General features: G+C 62.6%; 12 protein-coding genes. 4 read left to right on the top strand and 8 right to left on the bottom strand.

All coding sequences use genetic code 11. The features are described 5' to 3' along the window. Positions 1–138: 138 nt before the first annotated feature. Together Q1A91_RS06640 and Q1A91_RS06635 are read left to right on the top strand one after the other, a co-directional pair. Positions 139–411 carry a hypothetical protein gene (locus tag Q1A91_RS06640; RefSeq protein WP_299874689.1) on the top strand — a complete coding sequence of 91 codons (273 nt, stop codon included), beginning with the start codon at positions 139–141 and terminating at the stop codon, positions 409–411. Positions 412–570: 159 nt separating this feature from the next. Continuing rightward, on the top strand, positions 571–1,488 hold the full coding sequence (locus tag Q1A91_RS06635) for a hypothetical protein (protein WP_299874687.1): 918 nt from the start codon (positions 571–573) through the stop codon (positions 1,486–1,488). A gap of 10 nt (positions 1,489–1,498) precedes the next feature. Here Q1A91_RS06635 and Q1A91_RS06630 read toward each other — a convergent pair whose 3' ends face one another. From Q1A91_RS06630 to Q1A91_RS06610, 5 genes are all read right to left on the bottom strand, one after another. Further along, on the bottom strand, positions 1,499–2,281 hold the full coding sequence (locus tag Q1A91_RS06630) for a crotonase/enoyl-CoA hydratase family protein (protein ID WP_299874684.1): 783 nt from the start codon (positions 2,279–2,281) through the stop codon (positions 1,499–1,501). A 59-nt stretch (positions 2,282–2,340) separates the two neighbouring features. Then, positions 2,341–3,195, bottom strand: a complete 855-nt coding sequence (locus Q1A91_RS06625) for a hydroxymethylglutaryl-CoA lyase (protein ID WP_299874681.1) — start codon at positions 3,193–3,195, stop codon at positions 2,341–2,343. A 45-nt stretch (positions 3,196–3,240) separates the two neighbouring features. Continuing rightward, positions 3,241–3,906, bottom strand: a complete 666-nt coding sequence (locus Q1A91_RS06620) for a glutathione S-transferase family protein (protein ID WP_299874678.1) — start codon at positions 3,904–3,906, stop codon at positions 3,241–3,243. Positions 3,907–3,970: 64 nt separating this feature from the next. Further along, positions 3,971–5,920: a biotin carboxylase N-terminal domain-containing protein gene (locus tag Q1A91_RS06615; protein WP_299874675.1), complete on the bottom strand. Its 1,950-nt coding sequence runs from the start codon at positions 5,918–5,920 to the stop codon at positions 3,971–3,973. Positions 5,921–6,010: 90 nt separating this feature from the next. Continuing rightward, entirely contained in the window at positions 6,011–7,615 is a 1,605-nt protein-coding gene (locus Q1A91_RS06610; RefSeq protein ID WP_299874672.1) for a carboxyl transferase domain-containing protein, read from the bottom strand. Positions 7,616–7,760: 145 nt separating this feature from the next. Between Q1A91_RS06610 and Q1A91_RS06605 the strand changes: the two genes are divergently transcribed. Both Q1A91_RS06605 and Q1A91_RS06600 read left to right on the top strand, forming a co-directional pair. After that, on the top strand, positions 7,761–8,357 hold the full coding sequence (locus tag Q1A91_RS06605; RefSeq protein ID WP_299874669.1) for an OmpW family outer membrane protein: 597 nt from the start codon (positions 7,761–7,763) through the stop codon (positions 8,355–8,357). A 276-nt stretch (positions 8,358–8,633) separates the two neighbouring features. Next, entirely contained in the window at positions 8,634–9,014 is a 381-nt protein-coding gene (locus tag Q1A91_RS06600) for a hypothetical protein (RefSeq protein WP_299874667.1), read from the top strand. A 23-nt stretch (positions 9,015–9,037) separates the two neighbouring features. On the opposite strand, the gene Q1A91_RS06595 is transcribed toward Q1A91_RS06600, so the two are convergent. The 3 genes from Q1A91_RS06595 to Q1A91_RS06585 are packed head-to-tail and all read right to left on the bottom strand — an operon-like array spanning position 9,038 to position 12,060. Next, the gene (locus Q1A91_RS06595; RefSeq protein WP_299874664.1) at positions 9,038–10,558 is read right to left on the bottom strand and encodes an AMP-binding protein; all 1,521 of its coding nucleotides are present in this window, start codon (positions 10,556–10,558) and stop codon (positions 9,038–9,040) included. Between the two features lie 12 nt (positions 10,559–10,570). Continuing rightward, complete coding sequence (locus Q1A91_RS06590; RefSeq protein WP_299874661.1) at positions 10,571–10,891, bottom strand: hypothetical protein; 321 nt, start codon at positions 10,889–10,891, stop codon at positions 10,571–10,573. Positions 10,892–10,896: 5 nt separating this feature from the next. Then, complete coding sequence (locus Q1A91_RS06585) at positions 10,897–12,060, bottom strand: isovaleryl-CoA dehydrogenase (protein ID WP_299874658.1); 1,164 nt, start codon at positions 12,058–12,060, stop codon at positions 10,897–10,899. Positions 12,061–12,332 lie beyond the last annotated feature (272 nt).

Here is a 12,332-nt window from a genome sequence, read left to right as displayed (position 1 = left end):
ATGATTACGGTTTGTTCCCCGCGATTGGTCGCGGAATGAGAAAATCTAGGGCAAAATTGCGGCAGAGATAAGGAAAGAATTTGCATTTATGCCCCTCAATGGCGATGCTCTTCATCACATCGGGGGATGGTTGCCAAAATGACTGAAAAACCAGTAATTTCATCGGCTCTTTTGGGCCTGCACGCCTATCAGCGCGCACAGGGACGGCCTGTGGGCAAGTTGTCAGATGCCAAAGGCATCCGCGTCCGGCGGCCTGAACCGTCCGAGGCCCCTTTGAGCCCGCCTGTGGACCGCTCTGCGCGGGAAATGAAAGTGTCGATGCTGCGCACGCTGCAAGCGCAGTCGAATGCCGGTCTTGTCAACATCCGCGATGTGTCTTCGGCGCTGGACAAGATGCTGAAATCCACCTGAACCAACCTGCGTTCCGCGCCCCTCTTTTTCCGCTGGCCCCATGACTGCATGCCCTGCGCGGGCCATCGCAGGCGCTGAACGCCGCGCGCCTATGCCCCGACCGCCTGCTCAACAAGATGACGCCGCAATTTCCGCCAATTGATCCTCCATACAGAGGCCATGAATAGCGCTTTTGCATCCTTCACCGCCCTGTCCCCGCGCGTTGCCGCCTTGTCAGGGGCAGCCTATCTCACATCGCGGTTCCTGCGCTTTTGGTTGTCGCAGCGGTTCATTCTCGACACGGTGGTTGAGCTGTCAGGCGGTCTCTGTCTGCTTGTTTTTCTCATCAGCGCACCCTTTACGATGTTTCACCTGTGGCGCAAACACGCATCCATCCTGCGTCAGTTTAAACGGCTACAGGCCGTGAAAGCCATCGAGTGGAAAACTGCCGCCGCCGGGGCCGTCCGCTCGGGTGCTGCGATCTTCACGGCGGGAGGTGCTGGAATGATGCGCATCTTCCGCTCAGGCGCGCGCCGTTTACGCCCCGGCGTGGCCTCTGCCGCCACCGCAGCCCGGTCCGTCGAGTGGCGCACGAAAAGCCGCGCACCCCTGCGGGTCGCCGGCGGTCTCAGCCTTACAGCGCTGCAGATTGTGGTTGCATTGGCGGGTCTGACCTGTGCGGCAATCGCGATCCCATCCACGCAATCATGGGATAAGAGCGATCTTGTGCTGCTGGCAGGCGCGCTTGCCTGGCCCTTTGTGATCCTGGCGCTTGTCGCGGTACAGACGCGGTTCAACCTCTACCGGCTCAGCACTTACTCCGCCGCCTTGATCCACAGATTTGCGACCCGGCTGTTCAAAGCCTCCCCCTTGATCGCGCTTGCCTGCGTGGTCATGCTGGGGGTGGCGATGGGGCCGGAAAGCTGGGGGTGGATGATCCTTATCGCGCCGGTGTTGAGCGTTCAGATCGTCCTTTATGGTGGCGCCTTGTGGGCGCTCCTTATGATCTTCAAGGCGCTGACCAGCCGATGGCAAAAGCCCCCCAGCGATCCGCCAAACCGGAGCGCGCCACCCGTCACATCACAGCCCGCAGCCTGACACGCAGCGCTCACACCACCCAGTTCGCCTTGCGTTTGTCGAAAAACGCGCCGATCCCTTCGGCGGCTTCATCGGTCTCCCACCGCGCGGCCAGTGCGTCAATCGACATCGCCACAGCCTCTTGGTTGGCCATGCCGCCCAGATCCTGCGCCAGCTTCTTGGCCGCCGCCACAGCCCCCGGCGCGCAGGCCAGATAGGGAGCCACTTCGGCCTCCACCGCCGCATCCAGCGCGTCAGCCGCGACAGCCCGCGCCAGCAGTCCCAGATCGACCGCTTCAGCAGCACCAAAGACCCGGCCAGACATGAACACCCGCCGCGCGCGCCCTTCACCCATACGGGCAATCACGTAAGGTCCGATGGTGGCGGGAATGATGCCCAGCTTCGTCTCCGTCAGCGCCATCTTCAGGCTGTCCACCCCGATCGCCACATCGCAGACCGACGCCATGCCGACCCCACCCCCGAAAGCATTGCCCTGCAACCGCCCAATCAGCGGCTTGGGCAGGCGGTTCAGCGCCCCCAGCATGGTGGCAAGTTTACCTGCCTCCGCTGCCCGCGTGGCCGCGTCCATCCCCATCTGGTCACGCATCCAGCCCAGATCGCCCCCCGCGCAGAACGTGCGCCCGGCAGCGGCCAGGATCACCACCCGCACCGCTTCATCCGCCCCCAGATCACCCGCCGCCTGCGTCAGCTCCGCGAGCATCTGCGCCGACATCGCGTTGTGTTTGTCCGCGCGGTCCAGCGTCAGGGTGGCCACCCCGCGCGAATCCACGGCAATCGAGATCGTTTCAAACATCCGCCTCAAGCTCCCAAATTTCTTCCAAGGATTTTAACCGGAATTTTCGAAAATTCCGTCTACCCCCGCATCGCGCGCGCCATCTCTGCCGCTTCCTCCAGCACCGCCTGATCCAGCCCGGTCTCATAGGTGAGCGCGTTCAGATGCGCATTGACCGCCTCCGTGGCGACATTCCCCGCCGCACCTGGCGCAAAGGGACATCCGCCCAAGCCGCCCACAGCTGCATCAAACACCCGCACGCCCAGCGCCAGAGAAGCATCAATGTTGTCCATCGCCCGGCCATGGGTGTCATGGTAATGGCCTGCCAGCCGCCCCACCGGCACCACATCCCGCACCGCCAGCAGCATCCGCGCAATGCTGTCGGGCGTACCCGCTCCGATGGTATCGCCCAGCGACACCTCATAGCAGCCCATCGCAAAGAGCTTATCCGCCACCTCTGCCACTGCGCTCGGCGCCACGGCCCCATCATAAGGGCATTCAATCACACAGGACACATAGCCGCGCACCGGAATATCCAGATGCCGCGCGGCTTCCAGAATTGGCTCAAACCGCGCCAGGGATTCGGCAATGGAGGCGTTGATGTTCTTCTGGCTGAACCCTTCCGAGGCTGAGCCGAACACCGCGATCTCATCGGCCCTGGCCGCCAGCGCGTCATCATACCCGCGCATGTTGGGCGTCAATGCCGCATAGCGCACGCCGCTCGCACGCCGGATGCCTGTCAGCACCTCCGCCGATCCCGCCATCTGCGGCACCCACTTGGGGCTGACGAAAGAGGCGCATTCAATCCGCCGAAAGCCTGCGTCCGACAGTTTGTCCACCAGCGCGATCTTCTCCGCCACCGGGATTTCCCGCGCCTCGTTCTGCAACCCGTCACGCGGGCCGACCTCGAAAATCTCACATGGTCCCAAACTCATCGCATCCGCCCTTTTGTGTTCTGAAAATTCCTGCGCTGCAGCAGATCACATAATGGGCCAGGGCGCATAGAAGTCCTTGTCATATATCCCCCCGTCCTGCGGCAGGCTCTGCTGAAAGCCCGCCCGCTCGGTGATCCGCGCATACCACTCGGCCAGCGCCGGGTGCCGGTCCAAGGTGACGAAAAACCGCGACATGTAAACCGCCTGCCCCACAGAAATATCCGCCGCCGAAAACCCCGAGGTCAGCAGATAGTCGCGATTCTCCACCGGTGTGCTCAGCCGCGCCTCGATGGCGTCAAAGCATTTGCCCACCCGTGCCGCTTCCAGCTTCATCACGATGGGGCTGCGCTGATGGTCCTCGCGCAGCGCCACGTGCTGCTGGGTCAGGGCCGCCGTATGCTGGCTGAGCGTCTCGGCGAAATGCACCCAGACAAGCCAGGCCATCCGGTCCGGGCTGCCGGGCATCCGACCCAACCGCTCCGGGCTGAAGCGTTCACACAGATACGCGGTGATCGCCCCCGTCTCGAACATCCGCTCGCCGTCGATTTCCAAGGCAGGCACGCGGCCCGCAGGCGACAGGCTCAGGTATTCAGGATCGCGCAGGGAGCGGTCAAAGGAATGCAGATGGATGCGAAAGGCCACGTCCAGCTCATGCAGCAACCACAAGGTCCGCATGGACCGCGTCTGCGGACAATGATGCAGCGTGATCATGCGTCAGCCTCCGTAGGATGGGTGATTTCACCCATCACACGCCCCATCATCATCCCGGTCACGCTCACGCCGCCACCCCCTGCTCTTCCGCCTCAAGCCGCACCAGTGCGGCACCCGCTTCCACCTGATCGCCAGCCACCGCCAGCACTTCCGCCACAACCCCGTCGCGCGCGGCCAGCAAGGCGTGTTCCATCTTCATCGCCTCCAGCACCGCCAACCGGTCGCCCTTGGCCACCGCCTGCCCCACAACGGCATCCACGGACCGTACCAGCCCCGGCATCGGCGCCTCGATCACATTGCCATCTCCCACAGCACCCGCAGCCCGGTCCAGCGGATCCACGACGTCGAACACAAGGCCATAGCGTTCAAACACAGTCACAACACCGTTCACCGCCGCAACGGTTGCGGCTTTCTGACCCCCAATGATCCACGCCGCCCCCTGCCGCACCGCTTCAACTTCTGCCTCGCCCACCGACCAGACCTGCCGCATGGGTCCCACAACACGCACCTTGACCCCATGCTCCGCGCCCCCATAGCGCAGGACCACCGACCGCACCAACGGCGCCCAGAGCGCAAAGCCCGTCTGACCGTGCGGCTCCAGCAGATCCAACGCCGCCATCCCGGCCAGCGCCACATGGCGCGGCTCAATCTCTGGCACCACGGTCAAAGCCTCGATGTCCCGCGCGATCAACCCCGTGTCGACCGCGCCCCGGCCAAACCCCGCATGGGCGGCCAGCGCCCCCAGAAACGCCAGATTGGTCACCGTGCCGCCAACCTGACAGCCGTTCAGCGCCGCGCGCAGCTTGGCCAGGGCCACGTCCCGCGTGGGGCCATGCACGATGACCTTGGCGATCATCGGATCGTAAAAGGGCGAAATCACATCACCCGCCCGCACCCCGGCATCGGCCCGTGTGCCAGGGGCAAAGGACAAATCGGTCAAAGTCCCGGTCGCAGGCAAGAACCCCGCAGGGACATCTTCGGCATAGAGCCGCGCCTCAAACGCATGCCCCGCAATGCTCAAATCCTCCTGCGCGCAGGGCAGCGCCTCTCCGGCGGCAACCCGCAGCTGCCACTCAACCAGATCGACCCCCGTGATCGCTTCGGTCACCGGATGCTCCACCTGCAACCGCGTGTTCATCTCCATGAAGAAGAACCCATCCGGTTTCAGCCCGTCCGAGCCATCGACGATAAACTCAACCGTGCCCGCCCCTTTGTAGCCAATCGCCTCCGCCGCGCGGACTGCCGCCTCCCCCATGGCGCTGCGCATCTCTTCGGTCATACCGGGTGCGGGCGCTTCCTCGATCACTTTCTGATGCCGCCGCTGCAACGAACAATCCCGCTCAAACAGATGCACGGCCTGTTCCCCGTCTCCAAACACCTGCACCTCAATGTGCCTCGGGCTGGAAACAAACTTCTCCACCAACACATCCCGATTGCCAAAGGCCGTCTGCGCCTCCGACCGCGCAGAATCCAAGGCCGCCTGAAAGCCATCCGCCTCCTCGACCAACCGCATCCCCTTGCCGCCGCCCCCGGCCACCGCCTTGATCAACACCGGATAGCCAATCTTGCCCGCCTCCCCGGCCAGCAACGCATCGTCCTGATCGCTCCCATGATACCCCGGCACCACCGGCACACCCGCCTCGACCATCAACGCCTTGGCCGCGTCTTTCAGACCCATCGCCCGGATCGCATCCGCCGATGGCCCGATAAACACCAACCCCGCCTGCTCCACCGCGTCGACAAAATCCGGATTCTCCGACAAGAATCCATAGCCTGGATGGATCGCCTGCGCGCCTGTGTCCAAGGCCGCCTGAAGGATCACATCCCCCCGCAGATACGAATCCGACGGCGCCGACCCGCCAATATGCACCGCCATATCCGCCATGGCGACGTGCTTGGCGTCCCGATCCGCATCCGAATACACCGCCACACAAGACACCCCCATGCCCCGTGCCGTCTCCATCACCCGACAGGCAATCTCGCCCCTATTGGCAATCAAAATCCGTTCAAACATCCCTCACCCCCATCTTTTCTCCAAAAATATCCCGGGGTCCGGGGCAGAGCCCCGAATTCCCCGACGCCTGCAAAACAAGCCGCACGCCGATCACATCCGAAACACCCCAAACTTCGTCTCCTCAATCGGCGCATTCAAACTCGCCCGCAGGCTCAGGCTCAGCACATCCCGCGATTTGCGTGGATCAATCACCCCGTCGTCCCACAACCGCGAAGACGCATACAGCGGATGAGACTGCTCTTCGAACATATCAATCGTCGGCTGCTTGAAGGCCGCTTCCTCCTCGGCACTCCAACTCTCGCCCGCCCGTTCCAGCGCGTCGCGTTTGACCGTGGCCAACACGCCCGCCGCCTGCGGCCCGCCCATCACCGAAATCCGGGAGTTTGGCCAGGTCCACATGAACCGCGGCTGATAGGCCCGCCCCGCCATGCCATAGTTTCCAGCCCCGAAAGAGCCGCCCACCAGCATCGTGATCTTGGGCACATTGGTGCAAGCCACCGCCGTGACCATCTTGGCCCCGTGCCGCGCAATGCCTTCGTTTTCATACTTCTGCCCCACCATGAACCCGCTGATATTCTGCAAGAAAACCAAAGGGATATTGCGCTGTGAACAGAGTTCCACAAAATGCGCACCCTTCTGCGCGCTCTCGGAAAAGAGCACGCCGTTGTTGGCCACGATCCCCACCGGGCAGCCCTTCACATGGGCAAACCCCGTCACCAAGGTCTCCCCGAACCGTGGCTTGAATTCATCAAAGTACGACCCATCCACCAGCCGCGCGATCACCTCGCGGATGTCATAGGGCGTGCGCAGATCGCTGGGCACCACGCCCAAGATCTCTGCCGGATCATAGGCAGGCTCCTGCGACGGCTGCCACTGCACCGTGCTCGGCTTCGCCCGGTTCAAAGCCCCTACAGCACGCCGCGCCAAGGCCAGCGCATGGGCATCATCCTCCGCCAGATAATCCGCCACCCCCGACAGGCGCGTGTGCACATCCCCGCCGCCCAGATCTTCGGCCGAGACGACTTCCCCCGTCGCCGCTTTCACCAGCGGCGGCCCGGCCAGAAAAATCGTCCCCTGTTCCTTCACGATGATCGTCACATCCGACATCGCAGGCACGTAGGCCCCGCCTGCCGTACAGGACCCCATCACGACCGCAATCTGCGGGATGCCCTTGGCGCTCATCCGCGCCTGATTGTAGAAAATCCGGCCAAAGTGATCGCGGTCCGGAAAGACCTCATCCTGATTGGGCAGGTTGGCGCCGCCACTGTCCACAAGATAGACGCAGGGCAGATTGTTCTCCTCAGCAATCTCCTGCGCCCGTAAGTGTTTCTTTACCGTCATGGGGTAGTAGGTGCCGCCTTTGACCGTGGCATCGTTGCAGATGACCATCACGTCCTGCCCCGCGACGCAGCCAACGCCCGCAATCACACCCGCACAGGGCGCCGCCCCGCCATAAAGCCCGTGCGCCGCGACAGCCCCCACTTCCAGAAACGGCGATCCGGGATCCAGCAGGTTCGCCACCCGCTCCCGCGGCAGCATCTTGCCGCGGCTTTCATGCCGCGCGCGGGATTTCTCGCCCCCGCCCAGCGCCGCTGCCTGCGCAGCCGCGTCGATCTCTGCCAGTGCGTCGAGATGGGCCGCTTCGTTGGCCTTGAAGGCTTCGGAAGACGGAAGGGCCTGTGAATGCAGTTTCATAAACGTCCTTTCACGCCGCACCTGCAGCGTTGTTACCGAGTGTCTGATTTTTTTGAAGAAACGACGACCAGTCTTGATACATATCAAATCGCTGCGCTGCGGCGTAGCCTATCATGGCGCTGTCAATCTGAACTGGAGCAGACCCATGAAATCCACCCTTCTCGCCCTCTTCCTCGCCGCCGCTGCCGCAACCTCGGCCACCGCGCAGTCGCAAGGCGATCTGACCTTCGGTTTCGGGCTCGGGTCGGTCATGCCGAAGTCCGGCAATGGGACCTTGGCAGGCGGTCGGGCCAGCATCGGCGATGATCTGAGGCCCACCATCACCGCAGAATACTTCATCCGCGACAATCTCGGCATCGAATTGCTCGCCGCCACCCCGTTCGAGCACAGCATCAACATCGCCGGTGTGGGCTATGCCGGGACAACCAAACATCTGCCGCCAACCCTGTCGCTGAACTATCACTTCCCGACCAACAGCCCGTGGAAGCCCTATGTCGGTGCCGGGCTGAACTACACCGCCTTCTTTGAGGAGGAATCGCCCCTTGGCACTCTTGAACTCGATGACAGCTTTGGCGTGTCCCTTCAGATCGGACTGGATTACGAATTCGAGAACGGCTCTGCCCTGCGCGCCAACCTGCGCTGGATCGACATCGACTCTGACGTCTCCCTGAACGGTGCGCCCATCGGCAAGGCCGAGATTGATCCCTATGTCGTCAACCTGGCCTATGTGGTGCGATTCTGACACCTGCCCGGCGTGCCGGGGAAGCCGCATCGCCATGCGGCTTCCCCGATGGCCTCCGGCCCGCAGCCGGATTTCAAGCGGCCCATCAAATACTTGATCTTGCGGATTTTTCGTTATAGCACGCGCATTCCGTACACCGCCGTTTCGAGGCTGACATGTTTTTCTTTGCACTGACCACCGGCTGAAACCTGATCTGAACCGCACCGCGTGTTCAGCCCAATCCCGTTTCGTCTTTTGTCTGCAAAGAAAGGTCTGCGCCCCGCGCAGAACATCCCTATGTATATCCGATTTGAATCGACCGTCCGCGATGCGGAGGCGCGGTGCAACCAAGGCGTCTTTTGCGCCGCGCTTGATGTCTGGTACGACCGCCCCGACCTGCACGCCCTGTGGCAGGTGCATGAAATGCGGCGTGTCCTTGACTGGTTCAACATCACGCTGAACCCGCCGATGCGGACGCAGTATCGGCCTGACCGGAAGGCCCGGATCAGCGGCGTTTGCTGGTTTCGCGCGACGGCATGTCGGCCTGTGTCTCAAGGGCGCTACCTGGCTTGGCTGCTCAACGATATTGGCCTGCCAATTTCCGAACGGCGCGCCACTGATCCAGGTCGCGTGTTGTGGTCGGACGCCCATCAGGTTGTCGCGTCCGCGCACCTGTGATCGCAGCTTTGTGGAGGGCATGGTCATTCTGGGCCCTCCGCCACGGCCATTGCTTTCAACTCCCGCCGTATCACTTTCCCCGTCACCGTCATCGGCAGTGCCTCCAGAAACGCAATTTCCCTTGGATAAGAATAACTTGCCAGCCGATCCTTCACCCAATCCTGCAAGTCTTTCGCGCGCACCGAAGCCCCCGGTTTGCGCACTACATAGGCCTTCACCACTTCTGTGCGCAAAGCATCCGGCTTGCCCACAACCCCGCAGGTCGCCACGCCCGGATGGGTCAGCAGGCAATCCTCAATCTCTGCCGGGCCAATGCGATACCCCGCCGACGTAATCACATCATCCTTGCGCCCCACAAAGCGCAGGAAATCCCCCTCCCACACACCGCGATCCCCGGTCACCATCCAGTCCCCGCGAAACTTCTGCGCTGTCTCTTCGGGGCGGTTCCAATACCGCAGCATCATCGACGCTGATCCCCGGCGCACGGCGACATCACCTTCGGCCTGCGTGGGTTGACCCGCCGCATCCACCACCGCCACGTCATGCCCCGGCACCGCCTTGCCGATGCAGCCCGCCTTTGCGGCAAAATCCACGCCGCAGGACGAGGCCACCATATTGCACTCCGTCTGCCCATAGAACTCGTTGATATCCAACCCAAACGCCTGACGTCCCCAGGCCAGCATCTCGGCCCCCAAAGGCTCCCCTCCGCTGGCCACAGACCGCAATCCGGGGATCACCGCACTTTCGGCTTTCAGCATCCTGAGCGCGGTTGGCGGGAAGAACACATTCCGCACCCCGCCCTCCACAACCAAAAGTTGACAGCTGTCAACTTTGAATTTCGCCATACGTGCAGCCACCACCGGCACACCCAACGCCAGCCCGGGCATCAGCACGTCAAACAACCCGCCAATCCAGGCCCAATCCGCGGGCGTCCACAGACAATCACCGGGCTGGCCCAGATGGTCATGGCTCATCGCCACGCCGGGCAAATGCCCGGTCAATACCCGGTGGCCATGCAACGCGCCCTTAGGACTGCCCGTGGTGCCAGAGGTATAAATCAGCACCGCAGGATCATCGGCAGCAGTATCGGCAAAGGGCACGTCTGGTCCGTCCAAGCCAACCTCATCCGCAAGCCAGGCCTCCGCCAGATCGCCCAGCAGTGCCGCCCCTTCCGCGTCGGTCAACACAATCCCGCAGCCCGCATCGCCCACCCGCGATGACAGCGCGTCGCGCTTGAAGAGCTTGAACAAAGGCACTGAAATGCAACCGATTTTCCAGATCGCCAGATGGGCCGCCGCACACCATGGCGACTGGCTCAGCAAAACCCCGACCCGGTCGCCACGCGCCACCCGCGCCATCAGTGCCCGCGCAATCCCATCAGCCATCCGGTGCAGCGCACCATAGGTCACATCCCGCCGCACCCCTCCGGTCAGATCACTCACCGCAACCTGATCCACCGGATGCGCCAGACATTGCGCCGCCATGTTCAGCCGCGCAGGCACGTCCCAAGCCCCCGTTGCTGTCAGACCCGGCAGTGATGTCATTGCGCGTCCTCCTCAGGTCTGCGGCGCGGTCCGGTTGGGTGCCGGACGGTCCCGGTATTCCAACCCGCCAAAACGGTTCACGTGATAGCTCTGCCGCCCTTCAGACCCGACACAGACCACCACAATCCAAATCCCCGGCTCGTCCTCTGCAGGGCGGGCATGGCAATCCTCAAACGCGGCCCCGGCACCTGCACCCTCTACATAGTCCTGCGCATAGCGGTTGATCACATCCGTCTCCGTGATCGTCGCGGCAATCAGCCCCAACCGAAACACGTAGATCGCCCCCGCCAGCGTCAGCAGCGCAAAGGGCGCCCACCACAGCCAGCGCGGCACGGCCCTCAGCCCATCGCCGCCATCATCTCACGGCCCACCAGCATGCGCCGGATTTCCGACGTGCCCGCTCCGATCTCCATCAGCTTGGCATCGCGGAACATCCGGCCGACGGGATTGTCGTTCAGATACCCCGCACCACCCATCGCCTGCACCGCCTGATGGGCCACTTTCATCCCTTCCTCGCTGGCGTAAAGTACACAAGCCGCCGCATCCGCCCGCGTCACGTCCCCCCGGTCGCAGGCCTTGGCCACTTCATAGGCATAGGCCCGCGCGGAATTGAGCGAGGTATACATGTCCGCCATCTTGCCCTGCATCAGCTGGAAATTCCCGACCGGCTCGCCAAACTGACGCCGCTCGGCCATGTAGGGCATGATTTCATCCAGACAGCCCGCCATGATGCCGATGTTCACCCCCGACAGCACAACCCGCTCATAATCCAGACCGGACATCAGCACCGCAACCCCGCGCCCTTCTTCGCCCAGCACGTTCTCAAAGGGCACTTCACAATCGTCAAAGATCAACTCTGCGGTGTTCGACCCGCGCATCCCCAGCTTGTCGAAATGGGGCGAGGTGGAGAATCCCTTCATCTCTTTCTCAATCAAGAACGCGGTGATCCCCTTGGAGCCCGCATCCGGATCAGTCTTGGCATAGACCACCAGCGTATCGGCATCCGGCCCATTGGTGATCCAGTATTTGTTGCCGTTCAGGCGGTAATGATCATTACGCTTTTCGGCGTTCAGCTTCATCGACACCACATCACTGCCAGCGCCCGCCTCTGACATGGCCAGCGCGCCGACATGTTCGCCCGAACACAGGCGCGGCAGGTATTTTTCCTTCTGCTCCTGGGTGCCGTTCAGCTTGATCTGGTTCACACAAAGGTTGGAATGCGCCCCGTACGACAAAGAGACCGAAGCCGACACCCGGCCGATTTCCTCCACTGCCACCAAATGGGCCACATAGCCCATGCCGGAGCCGCCGAATTCCTCCTCAACAGTCATGCCCAGCAGACCAAGTTCGCCCATCTCTTTCCACAGCTCTGACGGAAACTCATTCTTCGCGTCCAGCTCGGCTGCCAACGGCTTCACCCGCTCCTGCGCCCAGCGGTGCACCATCTCGCGCATCGCCTCGACATCTTCGCCCAGATCAAATTTCATGCTGGCGGTGAACATGGCATCCCCTCCCCGGTCAATTTATTGAACACTTGTTCATTACTTAACGCCACCCCCGCCACCGGTCAAGCGTCCTGTCTGTCATCTCTGGTCTGACGCTGCCCTTGCTTGAGCACATGGCGGGCATGTGGATGGCATCTTGCCAAGAAGAATCGTGGAGGGACCCGCTTGCGGGAGACCACTATTCTTCTTGGGAAGATGGCAGGCATATGCCAGACAAGGGATCACGCAAGGGCAGCGTCAGACCCTCTGGGATGATGAGCCCGCAGCGC

It is taken from the genome of uncultured Sulfitobacter sp., assembly GCF_947500075.1.
In the GTDB taxonomy this organism is placed as follows: Bacteria; Pseudomonadota; Alphaproteobacteria; order Rhodobacterales; family Rhodobacteraceae; genus Sulfitobacter.
The sequence above is the reverse complement of the archived record's forward strand: the minus strand, read 5'-3'. Positions and strand labels throughout refer to the sequence as shown.